18 protein-coding genes are annotated in these 16,318 nt (G+C 37.7%); 13 read left to right on the top strand and 5 right to left on the bottom strand.

The window, feature by feature from the left end; all coding sequences use genetic code 11:
• The first annotated feature begins 69 nt into the window (after positions 1–69).
• Positions 70–576 carry an SRPBCC family protein gene (locus NXS11_RS04015; RefSeq protein ID WP_259199159.1) on the top strand — a complete coding sequence of 169 codons (507 nt, stop codon included), beginning with the start codon at positions 70–72 and terminating at the stop codon, positions 574–576.
• Positions 577–612: 36 nt separating this feature from the next.
• Here the strand turns inward: NXS11_RS04015 and NXS11_RS04010 are convergent, their stop codons facing one another.
• Positions 613–1,140, bottom strand: coding sequence for a hypothetical protein (locus tag NXS11_RS04010; protein WP_259199157.1), 528 nt, complete (start codon positions 1,138–1,140; stop codon positions 613–615).
• Between the two features lie 215 nt (positions 1,141–1,355).
• Between NXS11_RS04010 and NXS11_RS04005 the strand changes: the two genes are divergently transcribed.
• The 5 genes from NXS11_RS04005 (at position 1,356) to NXS11_RS03985 (ending at position 5,030) form a co-directional block, all read left to right on the top strand.
• On the top strand, positions 1,356–2,306 hold the full coding sequence (locus NXS11_RS04005) for a bile acid:sodium symporter family protein (RefSeq protein ID WP_259199156.1): 951 nt from the start codon (positions 1,356–1,358) through the stop codon (positions 2,304–2,306).
• A gap of 281 nt (positions 2,307–2,587) precedes the next feature.
• Complete coding sequence (locus tag NXS11_RS04000; RefSeq protein ID WP_259199154.1) at positions 2,588–2,860, top strand: hypothetical protein; 273 nt, start codon at positions 2,588–2,590, stop codon at positions 2,858–2,860.
• Between the two features lie 71 nt (positions 2,861–2,931).
• On the top strand, positions 2,932–3,774 hold the full coding sequence (locus NXS11_RS03995) for a VOC family protein (protein WP_259199152.1): 843 nt from the start codon (positions 2,932–2,934) through the stop codon (positions 3,772–3,774).
• A 435-nt stretch (positions 3,775–4,209) separates the two neighbouring features.
• On the top strand, positions 4,210–4,854 hold the full coding sequence (locus tag NXS11_RS03990) for an HAD family hydrolase (RefSeq protein ID WP_259199151.1): 645 nt from the start codon (positions 4,210–4,212) through the stop codon (positions 4,852–4,854).
• Complete coding sequence (locus NXS11_RS03985; RefSeq protein ID WP_259199149.1) at positions 4,851–5,030, top strand: hypothetical protein; 180 nt, start codon at positions 4,851–4,853, stop codon at positions 5,028–5,030. Before NXS11_RS03990 ends, NXS11_RS03985 begins: the two co-directional genes overlap by 4 nt.
• A gap of 55 nt (positions 5,031–5,085) precedes the next feature.
• Here NXS11_RS03985 and NXS11_RS03980 read toward each other — a convergent pair whose 3' ends face one another.
• From NXS11_RS03980 to NXS11_RS03970, 3 genes are read right to left on the bottom strand one after another with little or no spacing between them, the layout of a single operon-like run.
• The gene (locus NXS11_RS03980) at positions 5,086–5,262 is read right to left on the bottom strand and encodes a hypothetical protein (RefSeq protein WP_259199364.1); all 177 of its coding nucleotides are present in this window, start codon (positions 5,260–5,262) and stop codon (positions 5,086–5,088) included.
• Between the two features lies 1 nt (position 5,263).
• Positions 5,264–5,602: a hypothetical protein gene (locus NXS11_RS03975; RefSeq protein WP_259199148.1), complete on the bottom strand. Its 339-nt coding sequence runs from the start codon at positions 5,600–5,602 to the stop codon at positions 5,264–5,266.
• Between the two features lie 56 nt (positions 5,603–5,658).
• Positions 5,659–6,513: a formate/nitrite transporter family protein gene (locus NXS11_RS03970; protein WP_259199147.1), complete on the bottom strand. Its 855-nt coding sequence runs from the start codon at positions 6,511–6,513 to the stop codon at positions 5,659–5,661.
• A 379-nt stretch (positions 6,514–6,892) separates the two neighbouring features.
• On the opposite strand from NXS11_RS03970, the gene NXS11_RS03965 reads away from it, so the two are divergent.
• The gene (locus tag NXS11_RS03965; protein ID WP_259199146.1) at positions 6,893–8,281 is read left to right on the top strand and encodes an amino acid permease; all 1,389 of its coding nucleotides are present in this window, start codon (positions 6,893–6,895) and stop codon (positions 8,279–8,281) included.
• A 65-nt stretch (positions 8,282–8,346) separates the two neighbouring features.
• Here the strand turns inward: NXS11_RS03965 and NXS11_RS03960 are convergent, their stop codons facing one another.
• Complete coding sequence (locus NXS11_RS03960) at positions 8,347–8,691, bottom strand: hypothetical protein (RefSeq protein WP_259199144.1); 345 nt, start codon at positions 8,689–8,691, stop codon at positions 8,347–8,349.
• Positions 8,692–8,826: 135 nt separating this feature from the next.
• Here NXS11_RS03960 and NXS11_RS03955 point away from each other — a divergent pair, with 135 nt between their 5' ends.
• The 6 genes from NXS11_RS03955 (at position 8,827) to NXS11_RS03930 (ending at position 16,315) form a co-directional block, all read left to right on the top strand.
• Entirely contained in the window at positions 8,827–9,573 is a 747-nt protein-coding gene (locus NXS11_RS03955; protein ID WP_259199143.1) for a CPBP family intramembrane glutamic endopeptidase, read from the top strand.
• 364 nt (positions 9,574–9,937) lie between these two features.
• On the top strand, positions 9,938–10,627 hold the full coding sequence (locus NXS11_RS03950) for a helix-turn-helix transcriptional regulator (RefSeq protein ID WP_259199142.1): 690 nt from the start codon (positions 9,938–9,940) through the stop codon (positions 10,625–10,627).
• A 14-nt stretch (positions 10,628–10,641) separates the two neighbouring features.
• Positions 10,642–11,433 carry an inositol monophosphatase family protein gene (locus tag NXS11_RS03945; RefSeq protein ID WP_259199358.1) on the top strand — a complete coding sequence of 264 codons (792 nt, stop codon included), beginning with the start codon at positions 10,642–10,644 and terminating at the stop codon, positions 11,431–11,433.
• 188 nt (positions 11,434–11,621) lie between these two features.
• Entirely contained in the window at positions 11,622–12,536 is a 915-nt protein-coding gene (locus tag NXS11_RS03940; protein WP_259199349.1) for an LCP family glycopolymer transferase, read from the top strand.
• A gap of 378 nt (positions 12,537–12,914) precedes the next feature.
• Positions 12,915–15,851 (top strand): formate dehydrogenase subunit alpha, encoded by a 2,937-nt coding sequence (fdhF, locus tag NXS11_RS03935; protein WP_259199141.1) that lies wholly within the window; start codon positions 12,915–12,917, stop codon positions 15,849–15,851.
• The gene (locus NXS11_RS03930) at positions 15,851–16,315 is read left to right on the top strand and encodes a helical membrane plugin domain-containing protein (RefSeq protein WP_259199139.1); all 465 of its coding nucleotides are present in this window, start codon (positions 15,851–15,853) and stop codon (positions 16,313–16,315) included. The genes fdhF and NXS11_RS03930 overlap by 1 nt, the downstream gene beginning before the upstream one ends.
• Positions 16,316–16,318 lie beyond the last annotated feature (3 nt).

Genomic DNA, 16,318 nt, shown 5'->3' with positions numbered 1-16,318 from the left:
TGGCAAGGTTATCTTGTAAAATAGAGAAGAATGAACCTTGGCATTAGTAGCTAGAACGGAAGTGAGAAGATGCAAAATGAATCTGTTGAAATAGAGCTTGTGCGGTTGATGAAGACCACACCGGAAAAAGCTTATGATGCATGGGTGGAACCGGATCAGATGAAGCAGTGGCTGATGACGACACCACGAACAAATGTATCTGTGTATAGTGATGCGACAGAGGGTGGTACGTATGAAATTCGCGATGTGCGTCAAGGCAAAGAACGTGAAGTGACGGGCACGTATGAACGACTCGTGCCACATGAACATATTTGTCTAACGATACAAATGCCTGCATTAAGTGATGAAGCTGATGTGATTCATGTCAATTTTGAAGAGCGCAGTCCGGGCATTACACAGATGACATTTCACTATACAAGTGTTTTAAAGAAATTACGCAGTGTTTCTACCTTAGCGTATAAGCAAGAGAAGAAAGCATATCACGATCATACAGCGCATGGATTTGAATTGATGTTCGATACGCTGCAAGCATACTTAGAGCGTGATAATGACTCATACCAAAAGCACCTTGGTTAGAAAGTGGCCAAGGTGCTTTTGAATGTGAACAGATATCTATGAGATACGTGAATGCTGATGTGTGCGTTGTGGTAAGCTGGCATAATAGATATCAACATGGCGTGTGGCAAGAGATCGTATTAAAGCCATCATCACTTTTGGTGTTGTTGTTACTTTTAAGCGATGACGCGAAAAGTTATACATAATGCGTTCTGATTGAAAGGTTGATAAAACGTCAATCACTTTGTCTTTGATAAACGGATCTGACAGACCATCGATAACGAGTTCATAGTGCTGCTCATTCGATATTGCTTGTTGAAGGGGTGTCAGTGTATGCGCATCTCGAGTTAGAACAAGTTGATAAATTGAAAAATTATGAAAGCTTATTAAACTCACGAAGTAAGGAAGTGCTTGCTTAGGCAATTGTACGCGTAAAAAATAAGTGCTTTGTTCTTTGATGATATGGTATTGAAACGGTGTTGGAAATGTGACTATAGCAAGTAGTTTTTTCAATTGACGTCGTACTGAATGGCGTTCAAGGTCTTTGATGTTAAAAGTATAAGATTCTATTTTATCAATCATCATGATAGTTCTCCGTTTGAAAATATTTGTTAATACTATTTTAGCATGAGTTAATTAGAAAAGAAGTAGGACTTCAGTTGTAAAGTGAAATGACGTCAACAAGTGATATAAGTATACTAAAATGTAAAAGAGAATCAAGAAAAACTAAAAGAAGTATTGTAGTCTAACGTTGGATGTGCTAATATTCTGACTATTAAAATATTTAAGGGGTGTCATTAATGTTACAGCGTATTGGTCATTTTGCATCAAAAACATTTTTAATTTGGGTACTGCTCGTCAGTGTGATTGCATTTACAGTACCAGGATTATTTTCGGGGGTCGGGAACTGGATTCCGTATTTATTAGGTATTGTTATGTTAGGGATGGGTTTGACGATTAAAGTAAGTGATTTTAAGTTGGTTTTTAAATATCCTAAGCCAGTTATAGCAGGTGTTGTTTTGCAATATACAATTATGCCATTATTAGCTTACTGTATTGTTAAAGCATTTCATTTACCGCCTGATATTGCTATAGGTGTTTTACTTGTTGGTTGTTGTCCAGGTGGAACAACGAGTAATGTAATGAGCTATATTGCTAAAGCGAATGTTGCATTATCAGTGACGATTACATCGATTTCAACCATTTTAGCACCGGTTTTAACACCAAGTTTTATGTATTTGTTTGCAAGAGAATGGATGGACGTATCATTTTTAAGTATGTTTGCATCAGTTACAAAAGTGGTATTGATACCAATCTTATTAGGTCTATTAATTCAAAGATTCTTTAAAAGCTTCTCAGAAAAAAGTGAAGATATTTTGCCACTTGTTTCTGTTATAGCAATTGCTATCATTTTAGGTGCAGTTGTAGCGGGAAGTCGTGAATTGATTATTGAAACGGGGCTTTTAATCTTTACAGTAGTAATTGCACATAATGTTTTAGGTTATGCTTTAGGTTACTTCTTAGCTAATGTTCTAAAATTGAATTATCCAGATAAAAAAGCTGTATCCATTGAAGTGGGCATGCAGAATTCTGCACTAGCGACATCACTAGCGACAGTGCACTTCAATCCACTTGCAGCTGTACCAGGGGCGGTATTTAGTTTCGTTCACTGTGTCACAGGACCTATACTTGCGCGATACTGGGCAAAGCGCGCGGAACGTTTTGACAAGGCAAAGCGCAGTCTTGCATAAAAGATAACAGCGCAATTGAATGCTAAGTAGTCAGCTGTAGAGAATGTTTTTTACTCATACGAGTCGGGTTAGGTGGTATGGAATCCTTAAAAATGAGGATCCCATACCATCTTTTTTAGGTAATGGTTTGGGTGGTATGTTTGTTGTTTACATCTTTAATACATATTTGTCATTCAACACTTTTTTATTGGTTTACAAAATTATTAGGTTGTGCGAAAATGATATTTAACATAGGTTATCTATTATTTTTGAATTGATAGTAACCAAAGGACGTGACAAAGATGGTAAATGTTTTACAACGCTATTTTATTACATTAGTTCTGTTATTTATGATGTTGGTGTTAGCATTTGGTTTTCTAGCACAATATCAAAATGGTGGACAATTATTGCTTGCGATGACACTCAGTGTAACAGCTTTTAGTGTGGCTTTAGAAACGTGGTTGGCACAATCACACTTGTCATCAAGTAAAGTGCGTTTTATTCAAACGCTTGCTTTCCCTTCTGCAATTATCATTATAGGAATGGTATGCTTCATATTACTACCAACAGTCTAGCTCAAACGTTTGTACAATGATTAATTAGGGTATGCTGATAATAGAACGGAGAAATGATGGAGGCGAATAAGATGTCATTGATTCAAGGTCATCATCATGTTTCAATGTATACCAAAGATAAAAATGCGAATAAACGTTTTTATACAGAAGTGCTTGGCTTGAAACTTGTCAAAGAAACAGTCAATCAAGATAATCACGACATGGTACACTTATTTTATGGCAATAATCTAGGGTCAGTTGGGACACTGCTGACCTTTTTTGAATTGCCTAACGCTGGACAAATGCGTAAAGGAACAGACATGATTGCCCGTATTGGACTGTTAGTAGAAGGCGAAGAGAGTCTTGATTATTTTGAAGAGCGTATACGTCAAGCAGGAATCGCAGTATCACGTGGGTCGTATTTAGGGCACGCCGCACGCTTTTTTGATGATCCGGAACATTTATCATTTGTGTTGATGGATAATGAACAACAAACAATTCCCGATAATTGGCAGCATTCAGTGGATAATGACATTCCGACACCCTATCAAATTATTGGTTTAGGGCCTATTGAGATTCATGTACAAGACGCAGTTAAGACAGTTACTTACTTGCGTGATGAATTAGGTTATAGTGAATATAAAGAATCAGAAGGTAGCGTGTTGTCATTAGATGAGAGCGGTCATTATACGGATATCGTTGTTGTTGAGAAAGGCGGTCCAGTGGTGAAACCTGGCCGTGGCTATGTACATCATCATGCGCTGAGTGTCGCAGATCATGTAGCTTTGGAACAAATGACGGCTTTGCACGATACTTTGCAAGCGCAGCATTCGGGTATTATCAATCGTAAATGGTTTGAAGCATTGTATTATCGACAAAACGGTATTATGTATGAATTTGCGACGGCAGAAGTGAGTCATGACTTTGTAGAATAAAATGAGAGAAGACACATCTTGTTCGATGTCATAGCATTAAGAACAGATGTGTTTTTTTATATGAAAAATACAGATATGACATTTATGCGTTATCAATAGCAAATAAAATTTTTAGTGAGAGGATATGATAATGATATATTTGTTGGGAATTGACACATGTGCTGGATTCAGATAAAGGCGTCTTGTATTGAGGATATGCGATAAGGTATTTGATATTGTATATGGTCAATAAATCAGATGATATGGAATGTTTTAAATCAATTGCGCGTGCAGGAGAAAGTAACCCGATTGTAGAGAGATAAATCATGGTAGAAGTGCATGCAATGATTATTGAAAAATTAGATGTGACTAGTGCGTTATTTAGCCTATCGATGATTTATGTGGCTGTATCTGATACACTAAATGCAATAGAGTGATTGAGGAGGCTTTAAATACATGTATCGAGCAGTGATATTTGACTTTGATGGAACGATGATTGATACAGAGCAGCATCTGTATGAAGTCATTAACAAATATTTAGTTGCAGAAGGGCATTCCCCTGTAACATTGGCATTCTATCGTGAAAACATTGGTGGTCGTGCATTAGCGTTACATGAACATATTGTGGCGTTATTGGGCGAAGAGAAGGTTGAACAACTTTATCATGAACATCATGAAGGTGCGGCACAGTTAATGTTGCGTCCAGGAATTGAAACATTATTACAACAGTTGAAGCAACGTCACATTCCAATGGCGATTGCGACGAGTAGTGTGCGCAAGTCGATTTTACCAATTATTGAATCACTTGGGTTAAATGATTATATTTCGGTTGTTGTTGGTCGAGAAGATGTTGAAGCGGTGAAACCTGAGCCAGATTTATATTTAAGGGCAGTACAAGCACTCAATCATAATCCAGCTTATTGTTTGGCGATTGAAGATTCTGTGAGAGGTGCGACTGCAGCTGTACGTGCGGGTCTAGATGTTATTGTGAATACGAATCAGATGACTCAGACGAGTGATTTTAGTCATTTGCCTTTGACAGATCAAGATATCGATTTGACGACACTCATTGAACGTTACTTTGAAGGAAAACGCCTATGACATTTGAACAAGTGATGTTATTTGTTGTTGTCCCTTTATGTTTTATAGTCGGTAATTTAGTCATTGCACCTAGAAGACAGCGTCATATTCCAATGCGTATACACCTCTTGTCTTGTGCAGTTGGTTTAGTAATCTATGCCATGGGTATGACGATATTGTATCTGTTTTTTATTTAAATAAAACCCGTGTTTATAAGGCTCAGTAAAGCCTTACAGACACGGGTTTTTACGTTTATGATAGCAATAATACTGCTGCGAGAAGTAAGACAACAAGAAGTGCATCAATACCAACCATCAATTTGACACGTGGACTGTCAGTGCCGTCTTTTTTCGTCTTATATAGCATATAGATATTTGGTAAAAAACTAACAATCAGCAGAACAATGAGAATGATGCCGAGTTTTGACATATTAGCGACCTCCTTTGATGTGACCATAGACAAAACCAGCAAGCAAGGCGACAGCAATGCCAATGAGCGTACAAATGATAGGTTGTTCGAACCTCATACCAACCAAGGCGCCAAGTGCAACGCCGATTACGAGTGGAACACCATATTGTAAACGACGTTGCTCAGACGCGAGTAGGCTGAAAGTTAGTGTGTAGAGAATGCCGAATGTTAATGCTACAAGGAGCGACTTGAAAATAATCACGCTGACAGGTGCTGTGTGAGACATGAAGTTGACGCCAAAGAACAGAATGCCAAGAAATAATGAGATAATCAAACCTCTATACCATTGTGTGCGTTCCATGATAGCCTCCGTATACTAAAATAATTATAGTTTAGTATAACATAAGGCTATAAAAACTACTTAGTGAGTTTTTGAGATTTATTGGCTTTTTTGATTGTTTCAAATTGACCATGATCATTTAAATAAGCATAGAACAGCCCGATAATGAGTCCACCACCGATATAGTTACCGATAAAGGCTGCCGCAATATTTTTGATAGCGCCCAATGCATGAATTGACGTAGGGTTATAAAATAATTGACCAACAAAAAGTGATGCATTGTAGACAACGTGTTCAAAGCCCATAAAGGCAAAGATTGTTACCCCGAACATCATGACAAACATTTTAGCAAAAACGTCTTCTATTTGCATGGCAATAACCAGTGCAATATTGATGAAGAAGTTGGCAAAAATTGCACGTACAAGTATATTTTGGAAGTTATAGGTTTCCGTTTTTGTATGTACCATGTGATCCAACATTGCAATCATATCCGGTGACATAACATCACTACAGCGTAAAATTGCAAAGAAGATGAAAGCACCAGCAATATTTCCAAAAAAGCAAAGTAGAAAAATATTTAATACGCGCATAGGACGAATGAGGTGATAATATAAGCCGACTGTAAAGTACATAAAGTTACTGGTCAGTAGCTCTGAATTGGTGAATAAGATGAGCACCAGTGCAAAGCTGAAAGTGATTGAGCCAATCATATTAACGACACCCATTGGAACGTCTGGAGCAAAGGTAGTTTTGACCATGAGGACAAAGGCGGAAATAATACTAATAATAAATCCAGCCATCATGGCACGCATTAAATACCTTTTGAGGTAGAAACTATGAAGTATATCTTTCTTTTGAATGGTCTCTATAATATTGGAGACCCATTTACGACCGTAAAAAATCGTATCCCATTTAATATTTGTATCATTCATGTGACACGGTTCCTTTCTCTCTATAATAAAAACTAGTATAACCTTTTACAGCGTTAATGTGAATCAATTCACAAAAACATTCTGTGTCAAACCAATGACATTTATCTTTAAAATAATATTTATGTTCAAATAAATAATATTGAGTCAATGCTATATAAAGAGAGAAGTATCCATATAAATGAAAAGATGGGCATGAATGTCTAAATAAAAGAAAAATGTATCTATTGATGGGATTTTTATATGTAAATGAAAAGTTATTAAAAGATAATTGACTCACAATTTAAAATTTTCCTTTAACCATTAAGAAAATATAGTATAATAACGGAGAAAAGTTTACACACTTTCAAAATTAGGGGTTATCAAGGAGATGGTGATTGTCATGGAAGATAATCAATTACACAGAGGGTTAAGCTCTCGACAAATTCAAATGATTGCACTAGGTGGAACAATCGGTGTGGGCTTGTTTATGGGGGCATCGAGTACGATTGCATGGACAGGACCTTCTGTTATTTTTGCCTATTTATTAGCTGGGTTGTTTTTATTTCTAGTTATGCGTGCAATGGGTGAAATGGTCTATTTATATCCAACAACTGGCTCATTTGCGAACTATGCGACAGATTACTTACATCCTGTAGCAGGTTATGTTACAGCGTGGGCAAATATTTTCCAATGGCTTGTTGTAGGGATGTCCGAAGTTATCGCAGTTGGTGAATACATGAAGTTTTGGTGGCCAGAATTGCCATCATGGATTCCAGGTATTATTGTTATTGTTATTTTAACTGCAGCCAATGCTATATCAGTTAAGGCCTTTGGTGAATTTGAATTCTGGTTTGCAATGATTAAGATTGTCACAATTATCTTAATGATTATCGCAGGGTTCGGATTAATCTTCTTCGGTTTAGGGAATGGAGGAGAGCCAATTGGTTTGGGTAACTTAACGAAACATGGCGGCTTCTTCCCGAATGGTTGGTTAGGCTTTTTCTTTGCTTTATCTATCGTTATCGGTTCATATCAGGGTGTTGAATTGATTGGTATTACAGCAGGGGAAACGAAAGATCCTCAAAAGAATATTAAGAAAGCAGTCAATGGTGTCATTTGGCGTATTTTAATTTTCTATATCGGTGCGATTTTTGTTATCGTAACAGTGTATCCATGGGACGAATTGCACGGCATTGGTTCACCGTTCGTAGCAACATTTGCGAAGGTAGGGATTACGATTGCGGCTGGTTTGATTAACTTTGTTGTTATTACCGCAGCAATGTCAGGCTGTAACTCAGGTATCTTTAGTTCAAGTCGTATGATTTTTACATTGGCACAACAAGGTCAGCTGCCAAAAGTTTTCACAAAAGTAATGCGTAACGGTGTGCCATTTTATACCGTATTAGCCGTATCAATTGGTATTTTTATCGGTGTTATTTTAAACGTTTTACTGCCTCTAGTTATCGAAGGCTCTGAAAGTATTTTCGTTTATGTGTACAGTGCATCAATTTTACCAGGGATGATTCCATGGTTTATGATTTTATTTAGTCATATTCAATTCCGTAAGAAGTTCCCTGAAAAGGTTGAAAATCATCCTTTCAAAATGCCACTTGCACCATTTACGAACTATTTAACAATTGGCTTTTTATTATTGGTGTTGTTAGGAATGTTAATCAATGGTGAAACACGCGTTTCTGTTATTATTGGTTTTCTATTCCTAGGCTTTATGGGACTACTCTTCTTTATGCGTGGGTATCATAAGCTAGACAAAGATGAATTGAAACTATAAAAATCAAACACACCTTGTTCGATATATCGTTCGAATAAGGTGTGTTTTTTGAGCTGTAATGACGATTATGAGAAATGTTCAAGGCGATAGATAGCGCGTAAGATGATTGTGAGATAGCCACTGTTGATGACCTCTTGACATCCGATATCAACATGAATGAGTGGGTTGTGGTATAGGTTGTCTAAACAGATATAATAAGCATCATAACTTGAGAAAGGAAATGATGTCAGATGGTCGGGATGTGCTAGTGCAGTATAGTATGTGGAGACTTGTTTTTTTAGTTTTTCAAGGTGAGGTTCAACATCAGCATTTTTTTGTGCGCGTGATAAGTCATAATGATCGACTAATGTGAGCAGTGTTTGTAGATTGGCAAATGCCCGTGTGAGTGTTAGTTTTTGAGAATGTTTCATAGTTTTTCACCCTTTGGTTTATAATATGATAAAGTACAATGTAAAGAATTGGATGACAGCATCTCAAAGCAAACTGAGATTGTTGAGCGCTTCCCATTGATTACTTGCAATGATGCTACATAGAGGAGGAATAAAATGTCGAAATACAGATGGGGAGATATTGCGTGGCGTGATTTTTGGACGATACCCTTATATATGTTTGGACCGCTGTTGATCGGATATATCATGGTGATATTGATATTTGGCATGTTTTTTATGAATTTGAATCCGCCAGAATGGTTAACAGATGTGGATTTTTATGATGCGATAGGCGTACTATCAGAGGTCGCATCAAATATTTTAATTATTATATGCTTTTGGTTGATGCATTATCGTACAATGCCAGAGCGTTTTCAATTAGGTTTACAAGGGATTCGATCTAACTGGTTATGGATTATTATCGGCTATATTGCTATGACAGTGCTATCTGAATTGAATGTTTATCTCATACAGTTTTTGCCAGAAGTGTATCAATATGATACCCCGCAAAATGAAATGGCGATTGAAGAATCATTGGATTGGAATGTATTACTGCCTTTTAATTTTCTACTGATTGCTATTTTAGCGCCGATTGTAGAGGAAATATTGTTCCGTCACTTATTGATCGGAGAATTAGGTAAGAAATTTAACTTTTATGTGATGGCAGTGATTTCAACATTGGCTTTTGCAGGTGTCCATGTGATATTTGCAACGTCACCATTTGAGATAATTGATTATTTGATACTAGCGGTACCACTGGTGTGGGTTTATATGAAGAGTGGGCGCAACTTAGGCGTATCAATTGCATTGCACATTCTAAATAATACAGTCGCAATGGTAATAGATATCATATATTTAATGTAGGTCAAAGAGATAGAAGGAAAACCAAAAGAAACCGGACGGTGTATGTACACTGTCCGGATAGAAAGGAAAGTAAGTAATAAATATTGAAGATGTTCAATCTAGTGTAGAACAAGTACAACATATCATGTTTCAAACTTTACTATTGACGAAATAGTTACCCCTCATTTGAAAGATGTGTTCGTACCCATCCCCCCTCTAGTAGCTAAGTTAAATAATAGCATAGTTCACATAAAATTGTAAGCGTTTTCTATAAAAAATATTGGTAAATTTTACACTTTTAGATAATTGATGACCTTTTATTTGATATGAACAGTACCATGCTATAATAAGGATAAGATGAAGACGGTATAATGGGGCGATGTGAATGAAAAAAGAAGAAAGACAACAAAAGTTAGTATATTTAATCCAACAACTCGAGCATGTAACTGCCGCAGAACTTGCTGAGCATTTAAATGTATCCAAGCGTACTGTACAAAGAGATATTCAAGAGATTGAGTCAAAAGGGGTTCACTTGCAAACGCATCTGGGGAAAAAAGGTGGTTATCGCATACAGTCTTTGATGAATAATAATGATTTAACATTATCAGACGGTGAAGTGTATGCTTTATATTTAGTTTTAAAAGAAAGTGTATCGCTATCAACGTTACCCTATCAACAAGAAATCTCAGCTATTCTTGACAAGCTGTTAAGACATCCTAATGTGGCCTTGCGTCAAACGATACAACATATGAATCGTTATATTCGTATCGAGCAACATACACCGATGTTATTGCCAAGCTTGTTCAGTGCGATTGTGGTGTATTGTCAAGAGCGCAAAGTGATGGCATTGGAATATCGTTCGGACTCATCACAGCAATTATTAGTGGAGAATGTTGTGTTTATTGGTTTGATTGTAGAATTAGGCATGTGGTATGCGATTGTTTATCACATTGGGGGTGGTTATACGAAAAAGGTGAAAGTTTCAGAGATAGTTGATATTTCTTATTCTTTCTATAAAACAATTCACACCCAAGACATCACCTTAGATAATTACCATTTGTATTTACAGCAATAGGAGTGAGAATGAGATTGATAATGGAACAATTACAACAGATAGATCATTATGTCATGCAATGGTTCAATGAGCTCAAATATAGTTTGCCAACAATGTTGAAGAAAATGGATTTACAAACGAAGACAAGTCGATTTGATTTAGTAACGAATGTCGATAAGGCGATTGAGCAAAGCTTCGAACAATTGATGATTACCAAATTTCCAGGACATCAGTTGTATGGGGAAGAAGCACATCATGATACACAGCGTTTAAGAGAAGGATTTACATGGGTGTTGGATCCAATTGATGGGACAGCCAATCTCGTGAAGCAACAAGATGATTTCTGCGTGATTTTAGCATTGTTTTATAATAGTGAACCTGTTTTGTCGTATATCTATGATTATCCTAGACAAAAGTTGTTTCAAGCTGTGAAAGGAAAGGGCGTTTATTTGAATGGCGTGCATTTGCCATCACCCCCTACAATGCCCTTAGAAGATAGCCTGATTTCTTTTAACAACAAGGTACTTAATGATGTGACGATGCATGATTTGTTGGATGCATCGTTTGGCTATCGCTTGATTGGTGCATGTGGATTGGATTCAGCTAAAGTTTTTACGGGTCAATTTGGTGTCCATATCCATACAAATGCTAAGCCTTGGGATATTGGCGCACAGTTTTTATTTGCAGAAATGCTTGGCTTGAAGATGACAGATTTTCACGAACAACCTATTGATTTCATATATGGTGGCCCGTTCATTATTAGCAACCCAGGTTGTTATGAAGAGACTTTACGCATCTTGTTACAAAAAGGTGGCTATCAAAAATAAAGGCTGCGACTCAGGATGTATTGTGAATTTTTGTTAGTACGCTATAATCAATATAAACAACTAAAGTTAGTAGTGAGTAGTTCGCTAGAAAAATTTATCGAAAGCGACAAAGATGCTTTAGATGGCAGAATGGAAATGGAGTGAGTGTGTTGACTTATACACGATCTAAAAAAAGAAAAAATCCAGTCATGAAGTGGATGATACGCATTATAGCAATCTTGTTCATACTGGCAGTCATTGCTGTGGCTTACTTAGCGATTAAGCTATTTGCTGTTGGCGGTGCGATTCATAATCCACTTAATCGCGAGCATTCAGAATTGCGATCAAGTACAGTGGATTTGAGTAAAGGTGAGCCTTTTACAATAGCGTTATTCGGAGTTGACTCGAATGAAGAACGTGCCAGTGCCGGTGGTGGCGAACGCAGTGATACAATTATGTTGCTATCTATCAACCCAGATAAAAAAACAACAGAAATGGTAAGTATTCCGCGTGACACACAAACAGAAATAGTGGGACATGACACAATTGAAAAGATTAATCATGCTTATGCATATGGTGGTGCGGATATGGCTGTTAAGACGCTTGAAAATTTGGTAAATGTACCAGTTGACCATTATGCGACGATTAATATGGACGGTTTGCAAGACACTATCGACACAGTAGGTGGCATTGATGTGGTGAGCAATGCGACTTTTACAGCTGAAGGTCATCAATTTACACAGGGTGAGAAGACACATTTAGATGGTGAAACTGCAATGGCATTCATTCGCAGCAGAAAAGAAGACGGTGCCGGTGGTGATTTTGGGCGACAAGAACGTCAGCAATTGGTGTTACAAGGGCTTGCTAACAAACTGACAAGCGTGTCATCATTGGCAAACTTTAATGGCTTAATGAATCAATTGAGCGACAATGTTCAAACGGATTTGAGCTTGTCAGAGTTGAATCAGATACGCAGTAATTATTCAGATGCCAACGACAATGTGAATCGTCATCAACTTGAAGGATCAGATGGTATACAAGATGATGGTTTGTACTACTTTGTGCCGGATAGTGATAGCTTAGCGCAGTTGACAGAAGTGTTGCGTTCAAATCTGGGACTGTAGCTGAAACATAAAAAATGAATAGATGGTTTAAATACGCTCCTTGAATGTTTGGTGTTCAAGGAGCTTTTTAGGTGCGCCCGGCATGGATAAAAACGTGATGGCGAAAAGCCGTTACGGGCTGGGTAGTAGGAACTGAGATATTAAGGGTTTTACTTTTAGGCATTGTTATAGACATAAAATCATCCTTTTAAAAATGTAATTGTATGATGAGTAGAATAGAAATATTATTTTTGCTAAAAAGTTTTCAATGTCTCACTTTAGTCAGTAACTGTTGAAGTGTGAAATTAATAGAAAACGTTAACATTTTGTTGTAAAAAGGGTAGAATAGAAGTACTAAGTATGTGGGGGCATCTTAGATAATTTTTAGGAGGGGATATTATGCAAAAACATCTTGTTTTAACCTTAGATGGTAAAGAGTACCTCGTTGAACCGGGTACGAATTTACTTGAATTCATTAAAACGCAACACACCTTTGTACCTTCTATTTGCTATAACGAATCTTTGGGGCCAATAGAAACTTGTGATACATGTGCTGTTGAAATTGATGGGCATATCGAACGTGCATGTAGTACAGTTATAGATCGCCCGATGATTGTGAATACGCAAGGTAATCATGTACAAGCGAGCCAAAAGGAAGCATTGGATCGCATCTTAGAAAAGCATCAATTGTATTGTACAGTGTGTGATTATAACAATGGAAATTGTGAAATTCATAATACGATGGATCAATGGGGCTTGGAGCATCAAACATATGAATACAAGCCGAAACCATACGAGGTTGACTTTGGTCCTTTCTATCGATATGATCCGAATCAATGTATTTTATGTGGCCGCTGTGTGGAAGTATGTCAAGATGTCCAAGTGAATGAGACATTGTCTATCGATTGGGAGCGAGAACACCCACGTGTTATTTGGGATAACGATGTCGCAATTAATGACTCTTCTTGCGTAGGTTGTGGGCAATGTTCAACAGTATGTCCATGTAACGCAATGATGGAGAATAACATGGTCGGTAATGCAGGCTATATGACGGATATTGAACCGGGATCGTTGGCATCTATGATTGACTTGACGAAGAAAGCTGAAACAGGTTACGGTCCGCTGTTTGCAATCTCAGACTCTGAAGCAGCAATGCGTGAAGAACGTATTAAAAAGACGAAAACAGTATGTACATATTGTGGTGTCGGCTGTAGCTTTGAAGTGTGGACGAAAGATCGCGAAATTTTAAAAGTGCAACCATCGCATGATTCACCAGCTAACAAAATTTCAACATGTGTAAAAGGAAAGTTCGGTTGGGATTACGTGAATTCTGAAGAGCGCTTGACGAAACCATTAATTCGTCGCAACGGTCAATTTGAAGAAGTGGAATGGGACGAGGCAATTCCATATGTTGCCAAACGTATGCAAGCCATTAAGGATGAATACGGTCCATCTGCGTTGACATTCATTTCGTCATCAAAAGCAACGAACGAAGAGTCTTACTTGATGCAAAAATTTGCGCGACAAGTCATCGGAACGAATAATATCGACAACTGTTCACGTTATTGTCAAGCACCTGCCACTAAAGGTTTATTCCGAACAGTAGGTCATGGTGGTGACTCAGGTTCTATTGATGATATCGGTAGTGCTGAAATGGTCATTACTATTGGTACGAATACGGCAGAAGCGCATCCTGTTATTGCGTCACGTATTAAACGAGCGCATAAATTATTCGGACAAAAGCTTTATGTCTTTGATATTCGTAAACATGAGATGGCGCAACGTGCGGACGAATTTTTCCAACCACTTCCAGGTACAGACTTAGTATGGTTATCAGCTGTGACGAAATATATCATTGACCATGACTTACATGACCAAGCGTTTATTGATCAATGGGTAGATCATTTCGACACATATTATAAATCACTCGAGCCGTACACAATGGACTTTGCAGAAGAAACAACAGGCATTTCAAAAGAGCGTCTTGTGAAATTGGCACACGACATTGCAAGTGTAAACAGCGTGTCTATTTGCTGGGCGATGGGTGTGACACAACAAGAAACAGGTTCTGATACAAGTACCGCGATTTCTAACTTATTATTAATCACTGGTAACTATATGAAACCAGGTGCGGGTTCTTATCCATTGCGTGGTCATAATAACGTACAAGGATGTTCTGACTTTGGTAGTATGCCGGACAAATTACCTGGCTACTTAGGTGTACAAGATGACGAAGCACGCGGCCGATTTGAAGAGGCTTGGGGTGTTGAGCTGCCAAAAGAGCCTGGTTACGATAACCACCAAATGATGGATCATATCCATGCAGGTGATGTGCATAGTTTGTTTATTTTAGGTGAAGATACAGGTATTACAGATTCAAATATTAATTATGTACAAGCGGCACTAGAAAAAGTAGATTTCTTGGTCGTACAAGATGAGTTTTTAACTTTTACAGCCGAGTATGCAGATGTTGTTTTACCAGCATCACCATCACTTGAAAAAGACGGTACGTTCACTAATACAGAACGTCGTTTCCAACGTTTATATCAAGTGTTAGAACCGTTAGGCGACTCAAAACCAGACTGGCAAATTACACAAATGCTTGCCAAGGAGATGGGTTACGATTGGGGTTACACACATCCTTCAGAAATTATGGACGAAGCATCTGACTTAACACCAATGTTTGCAGGTGTGAAATACCATAGATTGGAAGGTTACAATAGCTTACAATGGCCAGTAGCTGCAGATGGTACAGATACACCATTGCTCTTTACAGAAGGCTTTAACTTTGACAATGGTAAAGCGAAGTTGTTTGCGGTGGACTTTAATAACTTCTACAAAACAAATGAAACGTATGATTTACATTTCAATAATGGTCGTTTATTAGAGCACTTCCACGAAGGAAATATGACGTATAAAGTGCCAGGACTTAAATATAAAATGCCAACAACATTTATTGAAATTTCACCAGAACTTGCAGAAGATCGTGGTATTCACGAAGGAGCAGCTGTGAAGTTGATTTCTGAAACGGGTGAGGCGACAGGTCACGTACACATCACAGAGCGCGTAAAAGGCAAACAAATTTACATGCCATTGAATGATAACGCAGCAGGTGCCATCAACTATTTAACAAGTAGTTTGACAGATCCAGAAACACATACACCTGCTTATAAAGCGACATGTTGCCGTATGGAAGTGTTGAGTAAGCGTGGTAAGTCACCGTTGAATCCAACAAACTTCCGCAACAAGCATCGCAATCCGCAGTTGAGTGTGCGTGTAGATAAAAAATGGGAGCGTCCAGATTATGTCTTCCCAGGGAATCAGGTGAGGAAATAATGGCAGAGAGAATCACAAAAATTAAACGCATTGAAAAGTCGGAAACGGAGATTAAGGCAGAAAACATTGCAGAAGTGACAGATAAGATTGCTGAGAATAAAGAAAGTATTTTAAAAGTCATTGATCTTGTGAAAACCTTAGATGATGCCAAAATTTTAGATGCGCTGAATGGTGCGGTGAAACAACGGGGCACTATTACTGAAAAGTTGGTTACTGAATTGAACAAAGATCAGTATGCAGGATTTTTGCACAATATTGGTCAGATGGTCTTTATTTTAGGTGACCTTGATACAGATGAGTTACGTGTCCTACTTAATAAAGTTAATAAAGGTATTCGTGTGGCGAACCAAGCAAGTCCAAATGCTAGAACATCTATCAAGGGGCTTATGGGTGTGCTGAAAGATGACGATATGAATCAAAGTTTAACGTATTTCTTAAACATGTTAAAAGGCATGTCACGATAAGTG

The organism is Staphylococcus americanisciuri (assembly GCF_024814435.1).
GTDB classification, from domain to species: Bacteria; Bacillota; Bacilli; order Staphylococcales; family Staphylococcaceae; genus Staphylococcus; species Staphylococcus americanisciuri.
The sequence above is the reverse complement of the archived record's forward strand: the minus strand, read 5'-3'. Positions and strand labels throughout refer to the sequence as shown.

Bases quoted from the DNA above. Each gene is read 5' to 3' on its own strand.
- NXS11_RS04015 (WP_259199159.1), top strand. From the start codon at position 70: ATGCAAAATGAATCTGTTGAAATAGAGCTTGTGCGGTTGATGAAGACC.
- NXS11_RS04010 (WP_259199157.1), bottom strand. From the start codon at position 1,140: ATGATGATTGATAAAATAGAATCTTATACTTTTAACATCAAAGACCTT.
- NXS11_RS04005 (WP_259199156.1), top strand. From the start codon at position 1,356: ATGTTACAGCGTATTGGTCATTTTGCATCAAAAACATTTTTAATTTGG.
- NXS11_RS04000 (WP_259199154.1), top strand. From the start codon at position 2,588: ATGGTAAATGTTTTACAACGCTATTTTATTACATTAGTTCTGTTATTT.
- NXS11_RS03995 (WP_259199152.1), top strand. From the start codon at position 2,932: ATGTCATTGATTCAAGGTCATCATCATGTTTCAATGTATACCAAAGAT.
- NXS11_RS03990 (WP_259199151.1), top strand. From the start codon at position 4,210: ATGTATCGAGCAGTGATATTTGACTTTGATGGAACGATGATTGATACA.
- NXS11_RS03985 (WP_259199149.1), top strand. From the start codon at position 4,851: ATGACATTTGAACAAGTGATGTTATTTGTTGTTGTCCCTTTATGTTTT.
- NXS11_RS03980 (WP_259199364.1), bottom strand. From the start codon at position 5,262: ATGTCAAAACTCGGCATCATTCTCATTGTTCTGCTGATTGTTAGTTTT.
- NXS11_RS03975 (WP_259199148.1), bottom strand. From the start codon at position 5,602: ATGGAACGCACACAATGGTATAGAGGTTTGATTATCTCATTATTTCTT.
- NXS11_RS03970 (WP_259199147.1), bottom strand. From the start codon at position 6,513: ATGAATGATACAAATATTAAATGGGATACGATTTTTTACGGTCGTAAA.
- NXS11_RS03965 (WP_259199146.1), top strand. From the start codon at position 6,893: ATGGAAGATAATCAATTACACAGAGGGTTAAGCTCTCGACAAATTCAA.
- NXS11_RS03960 (WP_259199144.1), bottom strand. From the start codon at position 8,691: ATGAAACATTCTCAAAAACTAACACTCACACGGGCATTTGCCAATCTA.
- NXS11_RS03955 (WP_259199143.1), top strand. From the start codon at position 8,827: ATGTCGAAATACAGATGGGGAGATATTGCGTGGCGTGATTTTTGGACG.
- NXS11_RS03950 (WP_259199142.1), top strand. From the start codon at position 9,938: ATGAAAAAAGAAGAAAGACAACAAAAGTTAGTATATTTAATCCAACAA.
- NXS11_RS03940 (WP_259199349.1), top strand. From the start codon at position 11,622: ATGAAGTGGATGATACGCATTATAGCAATCTTGTTCATACTGGCAGTC.
- fdhF (WP_259199141.1), top strand. From the start codon at position 12,915: ATGCAAAAACATCTTGTTTTAACCTTAGATGGTAAAGAGTACCTCGTT.
- NXS11_RS03930 (WP_259199139.1), top strand. From the start codon at position 15,851: ATGGCAGAGAGAATCACAAAAATTAAACGCATTGAAAAGTCGGAAACG.